The sequence below is a fragment of the Paraburkholderia xenovorans LB400 genome, assembly GCF_000013645.1.
GTDB lineage: Bacteria > Pseudomonadota > Gammaproteobacteria > Burkholderiales > Burkholderiaceae > Paraburkholderia > Paraburkholderia xenovorans.
The window spans coordinates 845,503-869,487 of the sequence record NC_007953.1 but is presented as its reverse complement, the minus strand read 5'-3'; the positions used below and the strand labels follow the sequence as shown (position 1 = coordinate 869,487).

Annotated in this window: 21 protein-coding genes and 2 pseudogenes; 14 read left to right on the top strand and 9 right to left on the bottom strand. The window is 61.5% G+C overall.

What is annotated here, in order from left to right:
• Positions 1 to 931: 931 nt before the first annotated feature.
• Positions 932 to 1,859: pseudogene (locus tag BXE_RS45085) on the bottom strand (tyrosine-type recombinase/integrase); the annotation flags it as partial.
• An 88-nt stretch (positions 1,860 to 1,947) separates the two neighbouring features.
• On the opposite strand from BXE_RS45085, the gene BXE_RS40655 reads away from it, so the two are divergent.
• Positions 1,948 to 3,099, top strand: a complete 1,152-nt coding sequence (locus tag BXE_RS40655) for an IS110 family transposase (protein WP_011493650.1) — start codon at positions 1,948 to 1,950, stop codon at positions 3,097 to 3,099.
• 462 nt (positions 3,100 to 3,561) lie between these two features.
• Positions 3,562 to 3,915: pseudogene (locus BXE_RS43720) on the top strand (transposase); the annotation flags it as partial.
• 280 nt (positions 3,916 to 4,195) lie between these two features.
• On the opposite strand, the gene BXE_RS40645 reads toward BXE_RS43720, so the two are convergent.
• Entirely contained in the window at positions 4,196 to 4,966 is a 771-nt protein-coding gene (locus BXE_RS40645) for a GntR family transcriptional regulator (protein WP_011493969.1), read from the bottom strand.
• 145 nt (positions 4,967 to 5,111) lie between these two features.
• On the opposite strand from BXE_RS40645, the gene BXE_RS40640 reads away from it, so the two are divergent.
• The 8 genes from BXE_RS40640 (at position 5,112) to BXE_RS40605 (ending at position 12,862) form a co-directional block, all read left to right on the top strand.
• On the top strand, positions 5,112 to 5,843 hold the full coding sequence (locus tag BXE_RS40640) for an enoyl-CoA hydratase-related protein (protein WP_040123496.1): 732 nt from the start codon (positions 5,112 to 5,114) through the stop codon (positions 5,841 to 5,843).
• A 41-nt stretch (positions 5,844 to 5,884) separates the two neighbouring features.
• A complete protein-coding gene (locus tag BXE_RS40635) occupies positions 5,885 to 6,379 on the top strand; it encodes a MaoC family dehydratase (RefSeq protein WP_011493967.1) in 495 nt (164 codons plus the stop codon).
• Positions 6,376 to 7,533, top strand: a complete 1,158-nt coding sequence (locus BXE_RS40630; protein ID WP_011493966.1) for an acyl-CoA dehydrogenase family protein — start codon at positions 6,376 to 6,378, stop codon at positions 7,531 to 7,533. The genes BXE_RS40635 and BXE_RS40630 overlap by 4 nt, the downstream gene beginning before the upstream one ends.
• Positions 7,534 to 7,591: 58 nt before the next feature.
• Positions 7,592 to 8,077 carry a MaoC family dehydratase gene (locus tag BXE_RS40625; protein ID WP_011493965.1) on the top strand — a complete coding sequence of 162 codons (486 nt, stop codon included), beginning with the start codon at positions 7,592 to 7,594 and terminating at the stop codon, positions 8,075 to 8,077.
• Positions 8,067 to 9,356 (top strand): CaiB/BaiF CoA transferase family protein, encoded by a 1,290-nt coding sequence (locus BXE_RS40620; protein WP_011493964.1) that lies wholly within the window; start codon positions 8,067 to 8,069, stop codon positions 9,354 to 9,356. Before BXE_RS40625 ends, BXE_RS40620 begins: the two co-directional genes overlap by 11 nt.
• Complete coding sequence (locus BXE_RS40615) at positions 9,298 to 10,209, top strand: HpcH/HpaI aldolase/citrate lyase family protein (RefSeq protein ID WP_040123497.1); 912 nt, start codon at positions 9,298 to 9,300, stop codon at positions 10,207 to 10,209. Before BXE_RS40620 ends, BXE_RS40615 begins: the two co-directional genes overlap by 59 nt.
• Positions 10,210 to 10,315: 106 nt before the next feature.
• Complete coding sequence (locus tag BXE_RS40610) at positions 10,316 to 11,404, top strand: porin (protein ID WP_011493962.1); 1,089 nt, start codon at positions 10,316 to 10,318, stop codon at positions 11,402 to 11,404.
• 105 nt (positions 11,405 to 11,509) lie between these two features.
• On the top strand, positions 11,510 to 12,862 hold the full coding sequence (locus tag BXE_RS40605) for an MFS transporter (RefSeq protein WP_011493961.1): 1,353 nt from the start codon (positions 11,510 to 11,512) through the stop codon (positions 12,860 to 12,862).
• Between the two features lie 98 nt (positions 12,863 to 12,960).
• Here BXE_RS40605 and BXE_RS40600 read toward each other — a convergent pair whose 3' ends face one another.
• The 3 genes from BXE_RS40600 to BXE_RS40590 form a co-directional block, all read right to left on the bottom strand.
• Positions 12,961 to 13,161: a hypothetical protein gene (locus tag BXE_RS40600; protein ID WP_040123499.1), complete on the bottom strand. Its 201-nt coding sequence runs from the start codon at positions 13,159 to 13,161 to the stop codon at positions 12,961 to 12,963.
• Between the two features lie 112 nt (positions 13,162 to 13,273).
• The gene (locus BXE_RS40595; protein WP_011493960.1) at positions 13,274 to 14,074 is read right to left on the bottom strand and encodes a site-specific integrase; all 801 of its coding nucleotides are present in this window, start codon (positions 14,072 to 14,074) and stop codon (positions 13,274 to 13,276) included.
• Between the two features lie 476 nt (positions 14,075 to 14,550).
• Positions 14,551 to 14,847 (bottom strand): cupin domain-containing protein, encoded by a 297-nt coding sequence (locus tag BXE_RS40590; protein ID WP_011493958.1) that lies wholly within the window; start codon positions 14,845 to 14,847, stop codon positions 14,551 to 14,553.
• A gap of 147 nt (positions 14,848 to 14,994) precedes the next feature.
• On the opposite strand from BXE_RS40590, the gene BXE_RS40585 reads away from it, so the two are divergent.
• The 3 genes from BXE_RS40585 (at position 14,995) to BXE_RS40575 (ending at position 18,162) form a co-directional block, all read left to right on the top strand.
• Positions 14,995 to 15,894: a DapH/DapD/GlmU-related protein gene (locus BXE_RS40585; protein WP_011493957.1), complete on the top strand. Its 900-nt coding sequence runs from the start codon at positions 14,995 to 14,997 to the stop codon at positions 15,892 to 15,894.
• A gap of 201 nt (positions 15,895 to 16,095) precedes the next feature.
• The gene (locus BXE_RS40580; protein ID WP_011493956.1) at positions 16,096 to 16,971 is read left to right on the top strand and encodes a tyrosine-type recombinase/integrase; all 876 of its coding nucleotides are present in this window, start codon (positions 16,096 to 16,098) and stop codon (positions 16,969 to 16,971) included.
• Positions 16,972 to 16,992: 21 nt separating this feature from the next.
• The gene (locus BXE_RS40575) at positions 16,993 to 18,162 is read left to right on the top strand and encodes an IS91 family transposase (RefSeq protein WP_011493955.1); all 1,170 of its coding nucleotides are present in this window, start codon (positions 16,993 to 16,995) and stop codon (positions 18,160 to 18,162) included.
• Positions 18,163 to 18,614: 452 nt separating this feature from the next.
• Here BXE_RS40575 and BXE_RS40570 read toward each other — a convergent pair whose 3' ends face one another.
• The 3 genes from BXE_RS40570 to BXE_RS40560 form a co-directional block, all read right to left on the bottom strand.
• Entirely contained in the window at positions 18,615 to 18,965 is a 351-nt protein-coding gene (locus BXE_RS40570; RefSeq protein WP_011493954.1) for a VOC family protein, read from the bottom strand.
• Between the two features lie 94 nt (positions 18,966 to 19,059).
• Positions 19,060 to 19,791: an ectoine/hydroxyectoine ABC transporter substrate-binding protein EhuB gene (locus tag BXE_RS40565; RefSeq protein WP_040123500.1), complete on the bottom strand. Its 732-nt coding sequence runs from the start codon at positions 19,789 to 19,791 to the stop codon at positions 19,060 to 19,062.
• 355 nt (positions 19,792 to 20,146) lie between these two features.
• Positions 20,147 to 21,691: a hypothetical protein gene (locus BXE_RS40560; RefSeq protein ID WP_011493952.1), complete on the bottom strand. Its 1,545-nt coding sequence runs from the start codon at positions 21,689 to 21,691 to the stop codon at positions 20,147 to 20,149.
• A gap of 1,388 nt (positions 21,692 to 23,079) precedes the next feature.
• On the opposite strand from BXE_RS40560, the gene BXE_RS48095 reads away from it, so the two are divergent.
• Positions 23,080 to 23,235: a hypothetical protein gene (locus BXE_RS48095; protein ID WP_407668648.1), complete on the top strand. Its 156-nt coding sequence runs from the start codon at positions 23,080 to 23,082 to the stop codon at positions 23,233 to 23,235.
• 13 nt (positions 23,236 to 23,248) lie between these two features.
• On the opposite strand, the gene BXE_RS40550 is transcribed toward BXE_RS48095, so the two are convergent.
• Positions 23,249 to 23,839 carry a TetR/AcrR family transcriptional regulator gene (locus BXE_RS40550; protein WP_011493949.1) on the bottom strand — a complete coding sequence of 197 codons (591 nt, stop codon included), beginning with the start codon at positions 23,837 to 23,839 and terminating at the stop codon, positions 23,249 to 23,251.
• Positions 23,840 to 23,985: the final 146 nt, after the last annotated feature.

The window sequence follows — 23,985 nt, the reverse complement described above, 5'->3', positions numbered from 1 at the left end:
GCGTTCTTTTGTTAGTCAGCAGTCTAGCAAAGCGCCCATTCACAGGCACAAAAATCGATATGAGAAACATCAGACTGTTCCAAAACCGCCACACTGCTAATGGGATGGTAAATGTCTCCTCTGACGAACCTTCCATCGAGGGTATTCGGTTTAAAGGGTTTACCCGTCGCAGAAGCGGTACAGAATCCCACATTGCGGAGATTAATTAAGGATCGGGAAATTAATATTTGCGATATTTGATAACAATTAGGCAATCGTCTGCAATTTCAATGCGAATTTTATTTCTGATTTTGGAATAGCTATTTTCGCATCCGGAAATTACGTGCTTATGCGGGGCGCCGGGGATCGCACGCTCATCCCACGTGAGGAGGCACCATTTACGATTGCCGACTGTATCAGTTGACTGCATCTTCGCATCGCAGTGAAGTCCATCTCCTGCAACGACTTGGATGGAGACCCATGTCAGTAATAATGCAACTAACCGTCTGGCGTGTCTGCATCCCCCGTCAACCGCAAACTCCGTCTCCCGTGGGGCAGACAGAGCTCGAAGCACAATTCTGTGCCGCCCAGAGACGCTGACCAGCTCCGCATGCTCAAGGCATCTGCGGATGGGCGGCACCGCATGATCGCAGTCGCTAAAAGAAAGGTGCGCCTGTGTCCGGCTGAACCCGTTAGGCTCTCGGCCGACAACTTCCAGATCAGGCGGTAGGGTGTGGCTGCTGTCTGTCACCAGTTGTCGAACGAACTAAATTGGTGCGAATTTTCTACTAAAGTTGAGATTTTATCGATTCTCTAAGAAGGTGGCGATGGCGGCCTTTAATGGGCAAGGGGTTTGCGGGTGATTGACGTAAAGTTGTAACCCTTCCATCAAGTAACAATCGTCTGTCAGGTTGATACCGCCACGCGAACACCAGGCAAGCTTGAGCGTCTCTCGCTCAGCGAATGCGTCGCGGATTTGCCTGGCGCGCTTCACGTCATCGCTGTGCGGGGTAGATCGATGTCGTTGCAATCGACGCATGGCGCAGATTATCGCGCACGGTTGTGAGCTGAACATCGCGCGCGAGGGCATGCGTTGCATGGGTATGCCGAGTCCGCGCCCAGTGAGGATTTGGACGACGCAGCTTTTCCGCAAACACCGGGTTGTCTGACTCGATGACTTCCGCCGCTTTCGCAAAGAATCGCCGCGTAGTCTCCCATAGCCGTACACCGCTGATCCCCGCCGCACTGTCCTGCTCGAGGCTGCCGATGAGCGGCGTATCGGGATGCCACCGGGCCGGCGTGACTGATAGATTTCGTTCCAGCAGATAGCAGTCCAGCGCGGTGCGGGCTTTGGGCGGCAACGCAACCTTACCCGCCTTGCGACCTTGCCCGATAACGCTCACCCAATGATCGCCGTGGGTGTCGGTCCCGATGTTGCCGAGGCAGGCTCCAACCAGTTCGCTGACGCGCAGGCCAGTCGCCTACGCGAAGTCCAGCACGAAGCGCCGGCGTTGTGCCGCCGGCGCTTCCCAGCCATAAGACCACCCGAACCCGTCTGCAATGGTTCGCACGAGCATCCACTCGCCCCCGGTAAAAGCGTGGGACGGGCAGCGGATTCGTGCAGCTACAGCCATGCCTGAACGGCTGCGTAATCGTTGTCTGCATCGAGCGTGCAGGTGTGCCGCGGCGCACGAAAGGCGCCCGACGAGCCATCGACCTCGTGCGGCGGCCGCAGCGATTCCCACGGAACAACGGCGCCCGTACTGGCAGTTGCGATCAGGACGCGCGCGCTCGGTCAGCGCGGGCTGCGCGGCGAAGAACGCCTCGATCCGTCGTGCCGCCGCCGGACCGAGGCCCGGCACTGCTTTCCACCACTGGCGCTAGATGCTATGTGGGAGGGCAGCGACAGAAAGCCCGACTGGAGTAAAACGGGACTTGCACACTCGTTTTCTCCGAAGGAGCACGCAAATGGATACGCCTGACACAGCCCTCCGTGGGCAGAATACGACGGCAGGTGGCCGCCTGTACATGGCTTTTGAACTGGGCGAGAGGAACTGGAAGCTCTCACTGGGTGATGGCCAGCGCGCGCCCAGCCGCTGTACGGTCGCCGCCGGCGATACCGCGGCGGTTCTCACCGCCATCGCCAACGCCAGGGCGCGTTGCCATCTCGGCGCCGACGCACCCGTCTACAGCTGTTATGAAGCAGGCCGCGACGGTTTCTGGCTGCACCGCTGGCTGGCTGAACAGGGCATCGTCAATCTCGTGGTGGATTCGGCCAGCATCGAGGTGAACCGCCGTGCGCGTCGCGCCAAGACAGACCGGCTTGACAGCGACAAGCTGCTGTCGATGCTCATGCGCTATTACGCGGGCGAGCGGCGCGTGTGGGCGGTGGCACGCATTCCCACGCCCGAGCAGGAGGACGACCGGCGCCTGCACCGTGAGCTCGAACGCCTGCGCAAAGAGCAGACCGCGCACACCAACCGGATCCGCTCCCTGCTGGTACTGCACAACCTTCGGATCCGGTCTGTCGGCGGTCGCATCTGGACGCACTGGTGGACCAGTCAGCGCGAGCTGCTGGCGCCCGGGCTGCGCGCCGAGATTGACCGCGAATGTGAGCGGCTCGTGCTGGTGCACCAGCAGATCCGCCTGCTCGAAGTGCAGCAGGAGCGGCAGGTGCGCAGCGGCGCACATCCCGGCATGGCGCTGCTCGCCCAGCTTGCCGGCATCGGTGCAGGCAGCGCGTGGACGCTTGTCAGGGAACTGTTCGGCTGGCGGCAGTTTCGCAACCGCCGCGAAGTGGCCGGCTGTCTGGGCCTGACGCCCACGCCGTACGCCAGCGGCACCAGCGAGGTTGAACTCGGTATCAGCAAGGCGGGCAACCGGCGATGTCGCTGGCTGATGGTCGAGCTCGCCTGGAGCTGGCTGCGCCTGCAGCCCGGCAGCCAGCTCAGCCACTGGTTCAACGAGCGCTTTGCCGGTACCGGCAAGCGGATGCGGCGCATCGGTATCGTCGCGCTCGCACGCCGTCTGGCGATCGCCCTGTGGCGTTATCTCGAGCACGGCGAGATCCCCGTCGGCGCGATATTCAAGCCGCGCGACGTCAACACCGTGAGGGCCTGAATGACTGAATGACATCGGATGCAGCAACAGCATGTAAAGGTCAACGCGCCCGGAACACGCTCGGGCTACCCACTGCGGGTGGCCGTTTCCCTAGATGGGGCGCGTCGGTAACAGGGTGGCGCCAGCGCTTCGCGCATGCGGCATGAGGTGACCGGCCTGTCAGGCCGGCACGGATAGAAGGTCGACCCGGCACTGACCGGTCAACAGACACCCTGACCTGAATGACATTGACATGCCCGGCTGCAACAAGGTTTACGCGATGAGCGTCGGTACCGTTCTTTACGCAACGGCCTCTACGGCCAGCCTGCGCCTGGTCATGGTAGGTGACCGCGCAGGCTGGCCGTAGAGGCCGGACAAGGAGATTTACTTCGTATAACAGAATGTTTATAACCGGGCTTGACTTTTAGTTCCCCATAGAAGAGCGTGTTAGGCACTTTGTGTCAAACCTGGTAACCTGGCGCAATGCCAGAACGCAAGCCATACCCCACGGACGTTTCGGACGAAGAATGGAGCTTCGCCGCTCCGTACCTGGCCCTGATGAGCGAAGACGCGCCGCAGCGCCGATACGAACTGCGCGAAATGTTCAATGCACTGCGCTGGATGGCGCGCGCCGGTGCGTCGTGGCGCATGCTGCCGACTAACTTCCCACCGTGGGAACTGGTCTACCAGCAAACGCAACGCTGGCTCAACGCGGGTTGCTTCGAGGCGATGGTCGCCGTCTGCGAGCGATCTTGCGCCGACAGCTTCATCGTCCGGGTCAGGGTCACTGCCTTCACGATCACCGGCGATGGCCAAATGCCTTCTTCGCTAATCTTGGGCTGTTCACGATGTCCGAGGCTCATCGGTTGGCGCGCTAATCCCTATATGGAAACAACTGACTGGAGAGCCCGTCGCTGGAAAACTGCACACCGGGTTCGGAGGGAGGGGACGGCGATCGCCGTTTCCTACCCCTAATCTGCGACCCAAATGGGACACTCGCATTTCCGGATGGCGGCCACTCGCCGGTGCGCCAACCAACCGACCGCTTGTCTTCGGATAGGCCCTCTACACCGGCTAGCAGCAAAAGACGTTATGCCAAAAGATTATGTCGTCTTGCCTATTGCGCACTCTTGATGTCTGACTGGCGTTCAATCCGACTGCGCACCACGTAGCGGCCAGCCGGATACAGGTTGATGGTGGCCTCCATCAACGCGCCTGCACCTTCGAAATAGCGCCGGACTTCGGTCAGCGCAGGCGAGCCGCGCGGCACCTGCAACAGCGCGCTGGCATTGGCGCGCAGCGCTGTCGAACCGATTTCCTGGTCGACGTGATCGAGTTGCAGTCCGTGGCGCTTCAGGACCTGCGCATAGATCGGTCCGACCAGTCGGTCGAGATCTTCACGGCTGATTGCATAGCAGGGTGGCAGATAGTACTCGGACCAGCACAGCGGCGCCGGATTGTCCGGCTGCATACGCACGCCGGCGATGCGCAGCCATCGTTCGTCCGGCGGCAGCTTCAGCAATTCACACAGGTGTGGGTCGCGTAGCCGCACGAAGCCGAACGAGCGCACCTTCAGCTCGGTATGGGTTCCGAAATCGAATAGATTGCTGATGGTGCCGAGTAGCTGGATGTAGCGGACCGCCGGCTCATTCGACAGTACCACCGTGCCGCTCTTGCGGCGGCGGTCGATGTAACCCTGGTCGGCTAACTTCTTTAGTGCCTCGCGCACGGTGTGGCGCCCGACCTGGAAGCGCTTCTGCAGCTCCTCCTCGTTCGGAAACCGGCTGCCCACGGGAAACCGCCCGTCCGCGAGTTCACGTGTCAGGGTGGCATGCACATCCGCGTGGCGCAGCGGGGCATTCTTGTCGTGTTCAGGTTCGCTACTCATGGAAGGGAATGCGGGCGGTGGCCGGATGATAGCCGGCTTCTCACCTCACTGCAAATTGGCTAATTATTCGAATCTATTGACGCGGTCTAAATTATTCGAACATAATGTGTAAACGCTAATTATTCGAACATAAGAGACGCCCTCCATGGATGCCGCCTTACCCGACGTGACTTGCAGCGCTGCCCGCGACGGCACCGTGTGTATCGTGACGATCATGCGACCGCATAAGCGCAATGCTCTGACATTGGAGATGTTTTCCGCGCTGGCGGACCGGCTTGAAGCGGCGCAGGACGATGTATCGGTGCGCGTCGTGGTGTTGTGCGGCGCCGGTGGGCACTATACGGCCGGCCATGACCTCGAGGATTTCACGCGCTGGCCGCAGCACCCGGGCGATCCGGTGCCGCGGGCGCTGCACGCGCTCGCGAGCCTGAGCAAGCCGGTCGTCATTGCGGTGCACGGCGTCGCGATGGGCTTTGGTGCCACATCGCTGCTGCATGCCGATTGGAGCGTCGGGAGTGCCGACGCCCGGTTGCGGCTGCCGTTCGTCGAACTTGGCATCGGCCCCGAGGCCGGCAGTTCGCTGCTGCTGGCCAGCGCGGTCGGGGGGGGCCGGGCGCGTGGCTGGCTCATGCGAGGGCACGAATTCAGCGGCGCCGACGCCCATGCCGCCGGACTCATCCACGAACTTGCGCCGACGGCCGAGGTCCAGGCGCGCGCGCTGGCGCGGGCCGACGAACTGGCGGCGCAGGATGCGCTTGCGCTGCGTGACATGAAACGCCTGATGCGGCCGGCAAGTGCCGTGCTGCACGCAGCGATCGACGAGGAGATCGCCGCGATCAATGCCAGTTTGGCGCGCCGGCCGGTGAGGTTCCGCTAGCCGCTCGCCTTCTCTTTTACTCACATCCGATTTAATCGATCATGACTCCTAATGAACTAAAGAAATTCCCGATAGCTGGAAAGGGTAACTTCCTCGAGGACTTTACTCCCGGGCGGACCTTCGACCACGCGCGGGGCCGCACGATGACCCGCGCGGACAACGTGCTCTACGGTGCGCTCACGGTCCAGTTGAATCCGCTCTACCTCGATGTGACCGCTGCGCAAGCGCTGGGCCACGCCGAGATACCGATCCATCCGTATCTGGTATTCGCGACCGTGCTGGGTCTGTCGGTCGAGGACCTCAGCGAGAAAGGGGGCGCCTTCCTGGGCGTCGACGACCTGCAATTCGAGCGTCCGGTCTATCCGGGCATGACCCTGCGCGCGCGCAGCGTTGTGAAGGCGCAACGCGTGTCCGACAGCCGCCCCGGCTTCGGGATTGTCACCTGGATGACCGAAGGCCATGACGCGTCCGGCGAGCGCGTGGTCACGTTCACGCGGACCAATCTGGTGTACATGCGCGAGCCGGTGAACGTATGACGTTCATGACCGAGGAGCGCCGGCTGATCCAGGCGTCGGCCCGGCAGTTCGCGCGCGAGGTGGTGTTGCCGCTCGCCAACCGGCTCGATCCGCTGAAGGAGGATATCCCGATGTCCTTGCGCGAGCGGATGGCCGGACTCGGCTACTTCGGCATTCTGATCCCGGAGGAATACGGCGGGCTCGGGCTCGGCGTGTCCGAGTACTGCCTGATCACGGAGGAGCTATCGCGGGCCTGGATGAGCGTCGGCAGCATCATCCGCAACCTCGGGCTGATGGTCGTGCAGGGGATGACCGACGGGCAGCGGCAGCGCTGGCTGCCGCGCATGGCATGCGGCGAATTCCTCGGTGCGCTGGCGATGTCGGAGCCCAACGCCGGCTCAGACGTGGCCGCGCTCACCACACGCGCGATACCGGACGGCGACGGCTGGCGCATCACGGGCTCGAAATGCTGGTGCACATTTGCCGATGGCGCCGACTACATCGTCGTGATCGCGCGCACCGCGCGGGTCACCGACGTGGCGAGGCGCCATCAGGGGCTGTCCGCGTTCCTGATCGAGAAGCCCCGTGGCGCATTGCCGGCGGGCGTGATCGGCTCGCCGATGCCGAAGATCGGCTACTACGGCTGGAAGACGTGGGAGTTGTCGTTCGACGACGTCTACGTCGGCCCTGAGACGCTGATCGGCGAACCGGGCCGCGCGTTCTACTACGTTGCCCACGGCCTCGAGACGGCACGCGCGCATACCGCCGCGCGCTCGATCGGATTGGCTCAGGGCGCTCTTGAGGATGCACTCGACTACGCGACCCAGCGCGTGCAGTTCGGCCACCCAATCGGTGACTTTCAGGCGCTGCGTTTCCGTCTCGCCGACATGGCGACGCGTGTCGAGACCGCCCGGCAACTGCTGCGCTCGGTGTGCGAGCAGATCGACAGCGGCGTGCGCTGCGAGAAGGAAGCCGCGATGGCCAAGTACTACGCAGCGGAGATCAGCGAGACGGTCACCAGCGATGCGTTACAGATCCACGGCGGCGCCGGCTACACGACCCACTTCGCGGTCGAGCGCTACTGGCGCGACGCACGCCTGACCAAGATCTTCGAGGGCACCTCTGAGATCCAGCTACGCATCATTTCCGATCACTTGCTGGGCAAGGTCGCATGAGCCGCTCGCGGCCGTCGCGATCGATACGAACACTCATTCAATGCAGGGAGAACTGTTGATGAACCAGGTAATTGAGAAAGTCGAGTCGCTTTTCTTCGAGGATTTCACGCCCGGTCGGCGCTTCGCGCATTTCCGCGGTCGCACCGTGACCGAGATGGACAACGTGCTGCTCACCCACCTGACGATGAACACCGCGCAGGCACACTTCAACGAGGAGTCGATGAAGGATACCGCGTTCGGTCAGCGGCTGGTATTCGGCGGCATCACCGCGTCGATGGTCATCGGCCTCGCCAGTCAGGACACCGCCGAACAGGCGATCGCGGAACTGCGGCTCGACCGGTTGCGGCTGCAGTCGCCGGTGTTCCACGGGGACACGCTGAGCGCCTACAGCGAAGTGCTGTCGGCTACACCGGCCCCGGATCGGGCCGATGCCGGCGTGGTGCGCTTTCGCCACTGGGGGATGAACCAGCGCGAGCAGATCGTGTGCGAGGCGGAGCGAACTGTGCTGATCAAGCGTCGCACCGGGGAACGTCATGACGGATGACGCGTTCGGCAGCCTGCGCGGACTGGTCGTGCTCGACCTGACGCAGATGCTGGCCGGCCCGTTCTGCACGCAGATGCTGGCCGACCACGGTGCCGAGGTCATCAAGATCGAACCGCCGGAAGGTGACGCGACGCGTCACTTCGGGCCGTTCCATCCCGCTGACACGCTGCGGTCGCATGGCGGCTACTACCAGAGCGTCAATCGCAACAAGAAGAGTGTGGTGATCGACCTGAAATCGGCGGACGGATGCCGCGATTTCATCGCGCTCGCGCGCCAGGCCGACGTGGTGGTCGAGAACTTCCGCGAAGGCGTGCTGGATCGGCTCGGCGTCGGCTACGGGATGCTCTCGGCCGAGAATCCGCGCCTGATCTATGCGTCGGTACGCGGATTCGGCGATCGCCACGGCGGCAGCGGCATCAGTCCGTACACCGAGTGGCCGGCGTTCGACGTGGTCGCGCAGGCGATGGGGGGGCTAATCGGAATCACCGGACTCGACAAGACCTCCGTCGTGAAGACCGGTCCCGGCGTCGGCGACATCATGCCGGGTCTGCTTGCCGCGTTCGGCGTGCTGGCCGCGTGTCGTGACCGCGAGCGCACCGGCCTCGGCCAGTACGTCGACGTCTCGATGGTCGACACGATGTTGGCGCTGTGCGAGCGCATCGTCCACCACTACTCGTACGCGCACGTGGTGTGCGAGCCAGAAGGCGGCAACCACCCGATGTTCGCGCCGTTCGGGCTGTTTCCGGCGCTCGACGGCGTAGTCTCGATCGGCTGCGTCGCGCAGCATCAGTGGGGGCTGCTGTGCGACATCATGGGCCGCACCGACCTGCGCGACGATCCGACGTTGAGCGACGGTCCGAAGCGCTTCGCGCGGCGCACCGACATCACGAGATTCGTCAGCGAATTCACGGTGCGCCACACCAAGGCCGAGCTGATCGCGCTGCTCGGCGGCAAGATCCCGTTCGGCCCCGTGTACAACGCCGCTGACATCTTCGACGACCCCCACTTCGCGGTGCGCGAGATGCTCCCGCGCGTCGCCCATCCCGGCATCAGCGAACCGCTGGCGATCGCCGGCGTGCCGCTGAAGCTGTCGCGCACGCCGGGGCGTGTGGCCCGGGGCGCCGCACAACTCGGCGAGCACACCGCCGAGGTGCTCGCTCGCGTGCGCCCGCTGCAACCATCTGACACACCCCCATCCGAAGACCACCAGGAGAAAGCTGATGAAGCAAGTGAAGGAACGTCCACGCCGCGTGCAGCTAGCAGTACCGGGCAGCAATGAGCGAATGATGGCGAAGGCCGCCGCGAGTGCTGCCGATCATGTGTTCCTCGATCTCGAGGATGCGGTTGCGCCGAGCATGAAGGACAGCGCGCGCGGCATGGTGATCGATGCGCTGCACTCGCTCGACTGGAGCGGCAAGGTGCGCTGCGTGCGCGTCAACGATCTCGCATCGCCACACTTCATCGACGATGTCAGCGAGCTGGTCGCGAAGGCGGGCACCGTGCTCGACACAATCATGGTGCCGAAGGTGATGACCCCCGCCGACCTGCAGTTCGTCGACCGGTTGCTCGGCATGCTGGAGACGCGCGCCGGCCTGCAACGACAGATTGGCATCGAGATCCTGATCGAGGAAGTGCCTGGCCTGCTGAACGTCGATTCGATCTGCGCGGCGAGCCCGCGGCTCGAGGCGGCGGTCCTCGGGGTCGGCGACTACTCGGCCTCGCAGCGCATCGATCGGCGGGCGATCAATGGCCATCCGGACTATCCGGGGGACCTGTGGCACTACGCGCGCTTCAAGCTGGTGGTCGCCTGTCGCGCGAACGGCGTGCAGGCCATCGACGGCCCGTTCGTCGATCTGAAGAATCTCGACGGCTACCGACGCCAGGCGCGCGAGGCTGCGCTGCTGGGCTTCGATGGCAAGTGGGCGCTGCATCCGGACCAGATCGCGGTGGCGCTCGACGAATTCTCGCCGTCGGCGGAAGAAGTGCGTTTCGCGCGCGAGGTCTCGGGCGCGTTTGCCGCGCACGAGAGCCAGGGGGTCGGTGCGTTTTCGCACAACGGCCTGATGGTCGACGTCGCATTGGTGCGACTGCTGCGCAACACGCTGCTCAAGGCCGATCTGTTCGGCATGTGAGATCGGGTGGGGCACGCAGGAGGAGCAGGAGACAACAACCGATCGCCCGTGCCGGGATGCGGCGTGGACCGGCGGGGCGATCCCACCACAGAAGCAAATCAAAAAAATGAAAAGCAGAGTGAATCACCGGTGGTCAGGCTATGCGGCCGCACTGCTGATGGCCGGCATTATGCCGGGCGTCGCCTGCGCGCAGAGCGCGGGCGACGGGTCCTCGGTAATCCTGTACGGGATCATCGATGCGTCGGTAAACTTCCAGCATTACTCCGGGCAGGGTGCCGCGAAATCGGCAAACGGGACCTACCTGAGCAGCGACACCTCGCTGTTCGGGATAAAGGGCACCGAGAACCTGGGCGGCGGGCTCAGCGCGTACTTCAAGCTGGAGAACGGCTTCAACATCAACAATGGTGCACAGACCAGCGCGACCGCTTTCTTCAATCGGGAATCGTATGTCGGCCTGAGTTCAACGACTTACGGGTCGTTGCAGCTCGGCAGCCAGTTCGCGCCGACCGTGTGGATCTCCGGCAAGACCGATGTGTTCGCGCGTCGCGGCACCGGCTCGATCTTCACGCTGCTGCAGAACCTCGGCAGCAATCCGCGCGGCTTTCCATCCATCTATAACAACGCGGTCCAGTACATCACGCCGTCGTTCCACGGGTTCACCGGCCGCGCGATGTATGCGTTCGCCAACGGCGGCCTCGGCTCGTCCAATGCATTCAGTGTCGAGTACAACGCTCACAAGCTGTATGCGGGTGCCTACTACACGCGCGCGCGGATCGCAGGCGATGCCGCCGGGCTGCCGGTGAGTTCGGTCAGTTCGCGCAGCTATGGGCTGGGGGCGAGCTACGAATTCAGCCTGCTGACGCTATACGGACACCTCGAACGCAACATGATCGAGGGGACCAGCACGATGTTTGGTTACGACGTCGGCGTCGACGTGCCGATCGGCGCAGCCGATATCCGCGGCTCGGTCGCGCACCGCGATGTGCCGGGGAGCGCACAGTCGGCCGCGACGCTGTATGCGCTGGCCTATTTCTACTCGCTGTCGAAGCGAACCACGGTCTATACGCAGCTCGGCTATCTGAAGAATGGTCTGAAGACCAACTTCGGTATCTGGCCCGCGAGCCAGAGCGCTGGCTCGCTGCCATTCGGCGACGCGGTGTATGCGGTGCAGATCGGCATACGGCACCTCTTCTGATGTGCTCTTCCCGACTCGCTGCAGCACGCAAGCGAATGTTTCCATCATTTCGTACGGGGTCCGCGACAACACTGCGCGACCGCGCACGGCCAACAGGAGTGCGACATGTCGACATCCGTTAATGCGGGCGCCCGGCTCGACCGATTACCCATCAGCCGCTTTCACTGGAAAATCCTCTTCCTCATCGGCGCTGGCGTCGCGATCGATGCGTTCGACATCTATTTGGGCGGTACAGTGATGGCGGCGACCGTCAAGACCGGCTTTGCGACGTTGCACCAGGGCGCCTTGTTCATCTCGCTGACGTTCACCGGAATGCTGATTGGTGCCGGCGCCGCTGGCTATGTCGGCGACCGCTTCGGGCGGCGCTATTCGTATCAGACCAATCTGCTGGTCTTCGGGCTCGCGGCGGTCGGATGCTGGCTTGCGCCGAACATGCCGATGCTGATCGTGGGTCGCTTCATCATGGGCGTCGGGCTGGGCGCCGAGGTGGTGGTGGCCACCGGCACGCTGTGCGAGTTCGTGCCGCCGGCGTATCGCGGTCGCTGGGCGGCGCTGATGAGCCTGATGATTCACATCGGCGTGCTGGCCGCGACCGGGCTGAGCTACCTGATCATCCCACGCTTCGGCTGGCGGGTGATGTTCCTGATCGCCGCTCTGGGCGCGCTGGTGATCTGGATCATGCGCAAGCGCATGCCCGAATCGCCGCGCTGGCTCGAATCGGTCGGTCGCGAAGCCGAGGCCCAGGCGGTGCTGGAGCGCATCGAGGCGGAGGTCGCCCGACACCACGGGTCGTTGCCGCCGGTGCAGTTGCAGCCGTCGGTCACGGCCGCCGCTGACGGTCGCTCGTCACTGGCCGCACTCTTCGCTCGTGGCCAGTTGCGCAAGACGCTCGTCGGCACGGTGACCGGCGTCACGATCAACATCGCGCTGTACGGCTTCTTGTCGTGGATCCCCACCTTCCTCGTCAAGCAGGGCCTCGAGGTATCGACGTCGCTGGGTTTCGCCACGATCATCGCGTTCGGGGGTCCGCTGGGTGTGCTGGCTGGGCTGCTATTCACCGATCGGGTCGGGCGCAAGAAGGGGTTGATTGGTTTTGCTGCTGTGTCCGCGGTGCTCGGCGTCGCGTACTCGCACCTCCAGGGTCAGGTGCTGATCGGCACGGTCGGCTTCCTGGTCGAAGGCACGATCTATGGCCTGGCGACGATCGGGCTGTATGGCTTCATCCCGGAGCTGTTCCCGACCGCGATCCGGCTGCGTGGCACGGGCTGGTGCGGTGTGTGTTCGCGCGGTGCGTCGATTGGAATGCCTTACCTGACGGTGATGTTGTTCGAGCGGTTCGGCGTGTCCGGCGTGACCTCGATGGTGGCCGGGGTGTTGCTGTTGCTGATCGTGACCGTCGGTCTGTTCAGCGAGGAAACCAGCCAGCGTTCGCTGGAAAGCATTGCGTTGCAGGACTGAGCTGAATCCGGCACGTCGGGCGCGTGTACCTGGATGCCGCCGCCGTTATGCTTCAGCCCGGCCGCTTCGCTTCAATCATGTCCACCTCGCGGCTGGGCCTACATCACGGCGGGATGCGCGGGCAGATGCTTGACGTGCATATCGATCCAGTTTAGCAGCAGGTCGGCGATCTGCAGGTTGTTGCGATCGAGCGCGAATATGTGTGCATTGCCGTGGATGCCGATCTCGGGCAGGTGCAGGAACGTCGCGTCGTCGCCGCCCGCTCGAATGTCAGCCGCGAAGTTGTGACATTGCGCCATCGACTTGATCCAGATGAAACCGAGCGACTCCGACCCGTCGGCATAATGCTCCCAGCGATCGTGATCATAGCGTCGCGCGTTCAGGAAATATTGAACGATTCCGAGTGACCCGTCACGACCGCGCCGTGGCGCGGCCGAGCAGAACCTGGATTACGCGGATGTCGACCTTCTGTTCGAGGAGATGCGTCGCGAAACTGTGGCGCAAGGTATGCATGGATACACGCTTGTCGATATGCGCGGCTTCGGCAGCAGCATGAATGGCGCGGTTCAACTGTCGCGTGCTCAACTGGTCGAGTGGATCGAGCCCGGGAAACAGCCACCCGCCGTCAAACATCTTGCCTTGCGCACGGGCCATGCGCCACCATACGCGCAGCCGCTCGAGCAGCACCGGCGAGAGCATGGCGTAGCGGTCGCGGCGGCCCTTGCCCTGCTCGATACGCAGTGTCATGCGTTCGCTGTCGACGTCGGTGACCTTCAGCGCTACCACTTCACTCGCGCGCAGCCCGGCACCGTAGGCGACCGACAGCGCAGTCTGGTGCTTGAGGTTGCCGGCTGCCTCGATCAGCCGGCGCACTTCGTCGGGACTGAGCACGACTGGCAATATGCGGGGAACGCGCACCGGTTGCATCCTGACTATCAGCTCGGGCCGGTCGAGCGTGACGGTGAAGAAGAACTTCAGGCCGGTGATCGCGTGGTTCAGCGACACGGCCGATGTGCCGTGATCGACCAGATAGAGCTGGTAGCGGCGCAGGTCCTCGACGGTGGCCGTGTCAGGTGAGCGCCCGGGAAACCGGGCGAACTCGCGCACGATGTGCAGATAGACGTCCTGCGTCTTGGGGGCTAGCTGGCGCATGCGCATGTCGTCGATCATGCGTTGGCGCAATGGGCTGACGTTTGCCGGTAAGGAGGTCATGATTCGGCTCCTGTTGAAGAGCGAGGCGGATTGCCTCGTTCGCCAACATAAACCGCGTGACCGGCTTGACCTTCACCTCCAGCGTCGGATCGTAGCCCCTACCGCGCGAGCGGTTTAGTCCGTCGGGTTGTGGCGGGACACGCTGCCAAGATCGAATGAACGATTCCTGTCGGTTGTCTGCTTCGGTGAAAAAGCAGACGACCAGGCATCCGCGGAACGATTAATCCGGATGGCTTTTCCTGGCCGAATTTTGCCAGACGTGGCCGGCAGCAGCCGACCCGGAAGCGCCTTTCAGCTTCTCGCATCAAACGTCTGATAGGTGGCTGAAAGTTGACATCGAGCATATGGAAGCTGCGTTGATGAGCATTCGCTTCGAGCCGACGAAGAGCGGCGCTCGAAACCCAAGCGACGACGGTGTTTCGCTTCCTCCCGAAGAAAAGAGAGGCGGCAAGCCGAAGGTCCGAAGAGACTGCTTTCTAAACGTCGATAATGACGAGGCTTCCGTAACTGCCCGGAAGCACTGAATGCGGTGTTCCCGCCAAAGCAAGGTACATCTGGCCAGATTCCACAATGATCTTCCGCCCCTCCACCCGAAGTAGAAGCTTTCCGTCAATGACAAGCAGAGCCTCGTTATAGTCGTGTGTCTCCTCTGCGTACGGCTGGCCGTCCATGCGCAAAACCTTGATATTTGCCGCGCCCACGCGGCCGACAACAGACGATTTCCACGCCTGTAGCTTATTCGATGCTAGGGAATTGAAATCGATAATAGTCATATGCAGGATCCCCTCAAAAATAGATTTTGATCGCCTGACTCCTCCAGATCCCTATACAGTGTTGCGAGCCATCACCGGTACGCTCCTTCAACCGCGCTTTGGGCAGACCAAAGTTACTGACACATCGTCACCGTGACCGTTACTTACATGAAAATTCAGAGACCAGGACATCGTTATCGCGACGCAGAGACCGGCAAGACGCTCGACGCGTGGTTTCCCTCTTCGGCGGAAGGTAAGGGACGTCGTTGTCTGGCAGAGAAAGTCGGCATCATTCAGGGTGACTTCGTTGGCGTCTCCATCGAATCCTTCGAGCAGCCGCCCGTATCGACTGAAGAGGCCTATCTACGGCTGCATTTGCTATCTGAGAGGTCGGTCAAACCAAACGAGATCAATCTTGACGGGATTTTCGGCCTACTACCAAACATAGCCTGGACATCGGCCGGTCCCGTACTCCCTTCTCGCGTTGATGAACTACGTGATCGGCTGGCTGACGAGTATCACCATCTAATGGTTACATCGGTCGATAAATTTCCACGCATGACGGACTACGTTATTCCTGACGGCGTCAGAGTTGCCGACGCAGACCGCGTGAGACTTGGTGCATACCTAGCTAGCGGGACTACCGTGATGCACGAAGGCTTCGTTAATTTCAATGCTGGCACGCTTGGCGAATCGATGGTCGAAGGCCGCGTTACCCCAGGTGTGGTCGTTGGCAAGAACTCAGATGTAGGTGCTGGCTCATCGATCATGGGGACGTTGTCGGGTGGTGGCAAGAGTAAGAATTCGATCGGCGAACGCAGCTTGCTGGGAGCGAATGCCGGAATCGGAATATCTCTAGGCGACGAATGTATCGTCGAAGCTGGGCTGTATGTTACGGCCGGCACGAAGGTAAAACTGCCAGACGGCACCATACTCGCGGCGCGGGAATTGTCCGGTCGACACGGCTTGCTGTTTCGCAGAAACAGTCAAACAGGCGCGGTCGAGGTGTTGCCGACCAATTCGGCACGGTGGGGCGGTTTGAACGCGAATTTACATAGTAACGACTAGGCGTGGCAGCTACAGCGGCGATACCCGACATTCGTGTCGCCGACTTCACCGACTGCTCATGGCCGAATTTTGCCGAAGAACGAAACCGCTCGCGCGGTAGAGGGCTCCGGGCAGCGCGTGCGGTTCATGGGAGGTCCGCCGCGCGGTTCCGTATGTTGGCGAATGAGGCAATCCGCCTCGTCTTCCAGCAGGAGCCCAATCATGACTTCTCCACAGGCAAACGCCAGTCCACTGCGCCAGCGCATGACCGACGACATGCGCATGCGCCAGCTGTCGCCGAAGACGCAGGACACCTATCTGCGCATCGTGCGCGAGTTTGCCCGCTTTCTCGGGCGCTCACCTGACACGGCCACCGTCGAGGATCTGCGGCGCTACCAGCTGCATCTGGTCGATCACGGCACATCGCCCGTGTCACTGAATCACGCCATTACCGGCCTGAAGTTCTTCTTCGAAGTCACGCTTGACCGGCCTGACCTGATGGTCAGGATGCACCCGGTACGCGTGCCCCGCACACTGCCCGTCGTGCTCAGTCCCGATGAAGTGCGCCGTCTCATCGAGGCAGCCGGCAACCTCAAGCACCAGACCGCGCTGTCGGTCGCCTACGGCGCAGGACTGCGCGCAAGCGAAGTGGTGGCCCTGAAGGTCACCGACATCGACAGCCAGCGCATGACACTGCGCATCGAGCAGGGCAAGGGTCGCCGTGACCGCTACGCGATGCTCTCGCCAGTGCTGCTGGAGCGCCTGCGCGTCTGGTGGCACGTGGCCCGGGCCCAGGGCAGGATGCCCGACGGCGGATGGCTCTTCCCCGGGCTCGATCCCGTCGACCCGCTCAGCACGCGGCAGCTGAACCGCGCAATTCATGCTGCCGCCGAGGCCGCGCAGATCGACAAGCGCGTCTCCATGCATACGCTGCGACACAGTTTCGCGACACACCTGCTCGAACAGAAGGTCGACATCCGCGTGATCCAGGTGCTGCTCGGCCACGCCAAGCTCGAGAACACCGCGCTTTACGTGCAGGTGGCCACCGACCTGCTGCACGAGGTCACCAGTCCGCTGGACCGCCTACCCTCCGAGTAAGCCCGCGCCCTGTAGCGCCTCATGCTGGAGGTTGCGGACATCTTCCGCAGCCACGGGCCAGCCTGGCGACGAACAGTACGGCTGAGCCTGGGGCAGCTGAAGGTCATGTCAGCCATCGAACAGTGCCGCACCGCGGCGCTGGGCGGGCATGTGCTGCGCTGTTCAGGGTGCGACCACATCGAGGTCGCGTACAACTCCTGCCGCAACCGGCACTGCATGAAGTGTCAGGCGAGTGCCGCACGCCGCTGGCTCGAGGCACGTCAGGCCGACCTGTTGCCCGTGGAGTATTACCACGTCGTGTTCACGTTGCCCGCGCCAATCAGTGCGATCGCCTGGTACAACAAGGCGGTCATCTACGGGCTCCTGTTCGACATCGCCGCCGAAACCCTGCGTACCATCGCTGCGGATCCGAGACACCTGGGCGCACAGATCGGCGCCACGCTGGTGCTGCACACCTGGGGTTCAGCACTCACGCATCATCCGCACGTGCACGGTATCGTTCCCGGCGGCGGCCTGTCGCCCGATGGTCAGCGGTGGATCGCCTGCCGCCCCGGCTTCTTCCTGCCGGTGCGTGTGCTCTCGCGCCTGTTCCGCAGGCGTTTCCTCGAAGCACTCGCAGACGCACATCGACGCGGCCAGCTGCAGTTCTTCGGCGAGTACACGGGGCTTGCCAATGCGACTGCCTTTGCGCGGTGGCTTGCGCCGCTGCGCACCTGCGAGTGGGTGGTCTACGCCAAACGTCCCTTCGCCGGACCGGCAGCGGTGCTGGAGTACCTCTCACGCTATACCCACCGCGTCGCGATCTCCAACCAGCGCCTGGTTGCATTCGATGAGCGCGGCGTAACCTTCCGCTGGAAGGACTACCGCGCGAAGGGACACACGCGCTACAAGACCATGACGCTCGAAGCCGGCGAGTTCATGCGCCGCTTCCTGCTGCACGTGCTGCCCGGCGGCTTCCATCGCATCCGTCACTACGGACTGCTGGCCAACCCGGTGCGCCGCGCCAGCCTCGCGAAGGTGCGTGAGTTGCTGCACGTCGCACCCGAGGTCGCCACCCAGCCCGACGATCGCGAGGTTGCTGCCGCTCCGGTCTTCGTCTGCCGGCACTGCGGTGCACCGATGAACGTCATTGAAATACTGGAACGCACTGCGCCCATTCGCGCACCACCTATGCGGCGAGCTGAGACATGAGTGCAATGCTTCCTGTACGTCCAACCCGACCGTCGGCTTTGCGGCAACGCGGCCCACGAGCGGACGTTTGCGCCTGTCGCTCCGCGCAGTCCCTCGCATGTCCGCTTCGCCATCACAACGGTGCCACTGCACCGCTTCATCACCGCGTCAGCGTCTATCCAGCGTCCCGCCTGACCACGCATTCATCAACATTACCCGGCATCCCTGCCTATCAATCGCCATAGCCTCAAAGATTCCGAGCGCATCGAGGCACTCCGCGGTTTCCTCCATCGAGGCTCGTTCGACGCCTGCCAGCGAAGCGCGGTGGCGCATCACATTCCTGCGCGCGTTGGCAGGCGTCGAACAACCCTTAACGGACATGGCCGGCAGCAGTCGACCCGAAGCGGGAAATTCGCGACGCTTCGAAGCGGACGTTCAATTCCCCTTCGATTTCGCCCAACCGTGAACGGCGCTCAGGCGTGCGCAAGGATATTGACCAGTTTCTCGAATGGGTCGCGAACGAAGAACCGGCGGACGCCCCAAGGTTCGTCAACCGGACCATATTCGATGGCAAAGCCGGCAGCTTTCATGCGTTCAAGTGCTGCGTCCACATCGTCTACTTCAATCGACAGGTCCGGTACTGGCGTGCCGGAACCTCCCTCGGAGGCGAAGCTCACCTGGATAGTCATCTCGGTCTGAGAACCATAGGTCTGGATCCATCCGTGATCCATCAAAAGCTCGAGGCCGAGGATATCTCGATAGAACGCCCGGGCCCGAGTGAGATCGAGCGCCCTGAAGTTGGCAACTACCCGTTTGATTTGCACGTTTGGCTCCTTCCAATTTGGGACGGGGCGGCTGCTGCGCCCCGACCGGGTGGTCGAACCGAGGGGCCGCTCATGGCCGCACGCCGTCCCACACTCAACGTGCGAGAACGGGATCGATCTCATTGCTCGTCACGCCGAATTTAGCCATGCGTGCTCGATGGTCTGGGGAGCCGAGATATGAACGAAGCTGCGCGTTTACCGCATTACGCAGGTCGCTGTTTCCCCTGTTGAATGAGAATGCTCCGAACGGAAGCTCGTGTTGCTTGCCATTCGTTCCCGGTTTGTGCTCCACGGCCTCGAACACCGACCCGCCGATACGATCCGCCAGTATGCGGTTTCCCAAAGCTGTGCTCGCGTAAGCATCGATAGCGCCCGAACGGACGGCTTCGATAGCGTCGGCCTGGTGTTCGAAGATTTCTATCTGATCTTCACTTACACGGGACGCTCTCGCCGAGTCATGTTGCACCTGTCCGGCAATGATGCCAAGGCGCGCATCGCCGCGCCTGGCCAGCGACGCATAGCTGTCGAGCGATTTCGGATTTCCAGCCCGAACCAGGAATCCATCCCCCATCGCCCACACCGGCACGCTGAACGCGACCAGATTGGCGCGCTCAGGGGTAACGAATAGCGGGACATTCATATCCCAGCGGCCGGCTTCAACGCCGGGCAACAGTTCGCTGAACGTCGTCAGACGATAATCGATCATGGTGGCTCCGATCGCCCGAAGAACCACTTTGGCCAATTCAATGTCGGCGCCAGTTGCGATACGGTCTGCTTCCGTCCAACCGAACGGAGGTTCTTCGATGTATGCAATCGTTACCTTCATCGCTGTTTCTCGCGAAATGGGAACGGCCATCAAATCTGGAGCCGATTGTTAGCGATTCTACTTGCACGTGCGAGCGTCCCTTTATGGCCGACCCCGGTCCAATGCTGATTGCATACGGCGCTCGCCAGAGATCGACTCGCTTCGGACCGTGGTCGACCCAATTCAGCCGCTGGGCCGGACTCTGCTTTTATGCTCGCTTATGAAGCTTAACGGCCACTCGTTTCCAGCGTGACTCACACGGCAGAGCCACCCGTCATTCAGGCGTTTGCCTTCGAAAGAGATCCAGAAACCTGAGGGATCGTGAAGGTGATATCAGTTCTTTCAAATGACCCAACCTCCCAATTGCCGGCGAAAATTACGCGCCAAGTTGGATCATTCCATGGATACGCGAAAGCGCCTGCTGCCACTCAACGCTATCGCGCGTAGCGTCGCCGTTGTCAATCAGCGGTTTGAGCAACGCGAGCAGGTCCGACGACTGGGACGTTTCTTCCGGCGTGGTCACATCCGAAATCAGTTCGCCTTCTTCGTACTTCGAGTCACGTGTCTTCCGGTCAGACGACTGATTCAACGACGCATCCAGCAGCGCACCGCGTTCCGTTGCGATCTGCACTGTGCTGTCGGTGCTATCGTCGATTTGCACGTAGTCGTAGTTCTGCGACGAGCGCGACGATGTCAACACCGGTTCGCCGCCGCCCGATGAGGCCTGATGGTAGCTCGCGCTCAGATGAGACTGCTGGTGCTGGGTTATCTGTCCGTCGAGTTGCGAGCCTGCGAGTTTCGTGGTTTGGGATACCTGATAGGAAAACGAGTTAACTTCACCGGGGCGCATCGGATTGGGAGAAGTCGCCGCATCCGCGATCGATGCGCTGAAATCGCCGAGTCCAGTCAACATCGCCTGATCCGCCTGCTGCAGCGCTGGCGCGTAGGCGGCACCGGGCAACACCTGGCCCGACGGCGTCCCATAGTCCTCGTTCATCTGCGCGAAACCGTCTTCAAACATCGACATTAGCGCCCCATTGCCGTGTCCGCCCGAATTCGCCTGATCGAACTGCTGCAGATAGCTGGCAATGGACGCGGCGCGCTGCGAACTCGTCCCCCAAAGCGCCGAATTGCTCGTGTCGACGCTGACGTCAATGGCACCTTCGGCGCTTTTGATACTCAAGCTTCGAGAGGCGCTACTTTGCGAATAGCTGGCCGAAATGTTCGCGCTGCCGTCGTTGGTGACGTTGTACTGAAAGTTCACGGAAGCGAGCGCCGACGCGTCGAATTGCGCGAGGCCGCTCAGGTCGAGTTTTTGCGGAGCGGCGCTCAAGCCATCGATGGCCTGCTGAAATCCGTCGGCAAGCTGTGCCACGGCGCTGCGTTCACTGTCGCTGAGTTTGCCGCTGCTCTTAATGCTGGCCGAAAGGCTGCCGCCCCCGCTGTCGATCTCAATGTCGACCGTCACGCCACTTTTCGTTTTAACCGTCAGATCGATCTTGCCCTCGGGCCCTTGCGGCGACGACGGAACAATGCCGCCGGTCATGCTGACCGACTGCGAAAAATCGCTGCCCGTGGTCTTGAAACGGTCGAGCAGCGCACTGCCGACACCGGAGAACTGCCCCGTCATCGTTTGCGCGGCGGTGTAACTACCCAGCATCTGCAGCGTCACGGCGTCACGACTGTCGCTGGCCGTGGTTACTGTCGGCGTGACGCCGGCCAGCGTCACCTCCGGCGTATAGGTTTCGAGCGCCACAACGCCGGTGGAGGAAGGAATCGTGACAACGGTCGACGGCGAAGACAGCGCCATACTCTGCCCGTCGATGACGTTCGCCGACACGACGGGAGAACGGTTTGCAGAATCCACGAGTGGAGCAAGCGCGGCGGTCGTGGCAGTGTTCAGGGACGATAGAGTAGTCATGGCTCTCCAATGCGTTCTTGTTGCTCGCTAGTCGTGCGGGCGCTAGTACGGCTGTATGCTCATCCTCGTTTATCGTCAGCAAATACAAACTCTTTAGCCCTATCTTTCGCATACCGATATTGGCACGGTGAATCAGGTTGCGCGGTGGATGCACGGGCAACTCCGCTCAACCGGCGACCCGTTACGCAACTGACGCGATTTCTCTAACCGCTGCCGGGAAGCTGCCGGCGTCGGGGCCTTGGACCGAGCCCAGGCCAATGGCGGCATAGAATTCGGAGCAGATGTTCCAGCTTGGGTCCCACGAAGACCTGCAGCTTCGTTCCGCAAGAAAAAGGCTTCTACGATGAAGCGACCTGCATAATCGGCGTGCGAATGGCCAGTAACAGAGCAAAGCGACATTCGAATGTCATGTAGGCGCCCTACGTGGGTGACGCCTGATGGCCGACCACTGCCTCATGCAAATCGCATAGACTGCCCGAATCTCGCACGGTCGCGATCGGCAGCAGTCGACCCGGAAGCGACGGTCGGCTTTCTCGACAACGGTCGTAGAATTACAGAGGCGTGTTCGTCGTTTCACTCATTTTATTATTACGCTATTTAACAACAGCTCACTTCTTGGTCGATAATACAACCGCGACAGCTCCCAGCAAAACAAAAAATATTAACGACAATCCAAAATATAATACGGATTTAAATGACACCAACTGGCGCAACTCCGCAATGGGATGCCTTTTGCGCACAATGCACACGACTATAAACGATATGAAAAGGCATAAAAACAGCACCGCAAGAATTGCAGCCAGGTGAAGCATGAGCGCGTCACCCTCTACACCCCACCAACCGGTCAAGCCCGCTAACATCAAGGACAACCACAGCGAGGTTATGAAGAAATCCTTAAGGCGAGCCCTCGCTTGAATGAATAGGAAATTGGGTCGAAATTCTGGCGGCTCCGTCATCTGTTTGCGAATTCGGTGATGAATGGTTGTGGCGGCCGAACAAGCATATTCGGCGGGAGACTCTCATTGTCTACAGACGATCGTTCAACGGCAGTTGCTACCGGATCTTTAATTTTTATCGAAATTAACGGCTCTAATCGTCGAGATCTGCAGTTGCCGAGATATTTTCCTCTATAGCCCTTGGCGAGTACCGACGTACGGTCGGTATCTATTGTCGTCGATCTAGGCGCCGATATCGAACGGCCGAAAGTGGCCGAACTTTCCCGGATACCTCGCACGGCCGGACTCCCTATGCCGACATCAAGCAGGAGACCGTACGCGAATTGAGGGAGATTCAGTTTGCGCCAACCACCGAAGGACCATGCCCGACCCTAAACTGCCGCACATCACCGTGCGGCTGCAACGGCCGCTTTCAAGGTACAACACTCGCTGGTGCCGCGGAAGCCGGCGATTGAAAAACAGCTCGGGCAGCAGCTCGCCGCTGCGGTATGTAACCATGGAGTGTCATGGGACATCATTCAACAGAGAGGGGCGATCCGTTGGGCCAGGCCTCCCGTTAAAAGGCCTCTGTCTATAGGCAACGCCTAAGTGCTGGTGGATACTATCTGGACGCCGACGGCCAGGTCTTGATAACGTACTCAACCAATCCTTCAAGTGCTTTCTTTGACGCTCCAGCTTTGGCTTGCACCGCCATGCCTTGTGAGATAGCCATTACAAACGAGGCCAGTGTTGCCCCATCGACTGAAGCGGGTAGTTCGCCTTCTCGTTGAGCACGTTCCAGGCGTTTACGGAGTGCCAATTGCGTTGCGGCGCGGCGTCGGATGAGTTCACGGCGAATGGGTTCGGCATCGTCCGAGCAGGCGAGCGCACCGTTAATACCCAGGCAACCCGGATGGGCTGAGTCCATGGTATGGATGTTGGCGGAGCCTTGCAGAATACGCTCCACAACCTTCAAGGACGTAGGCTCGCTCAGTGCTTCGCTCATGAAGCCCATGTACCTGGCGTCGTAGAGATCGAGCGCCTTGATGAAGAGTGCTTCCTTGTTGCCGAATGCCGAATAGAGACCAGGGCGTGCCACGCCCGTGGCTTGGGACAAATCTTCAAACGAAGCGCCCTCGTAGCCCTTCTGCCAGAAGACCGACAGCGCAGCTTCGAGCGCCTCGCCTTCGTCGAACTGTCTGTGACGCCCCATCTTTAAGCTCACACGGATGTTTTAGTAACGATCAGTATAAAACACTTGACACCCTTGGGCCAATACAATACCGTTCGTTACGATAACGATCGGAATTTAATCCGGAAGATCAAGGAGCAAGTGTAGTGCCCAATGGGAACACAACC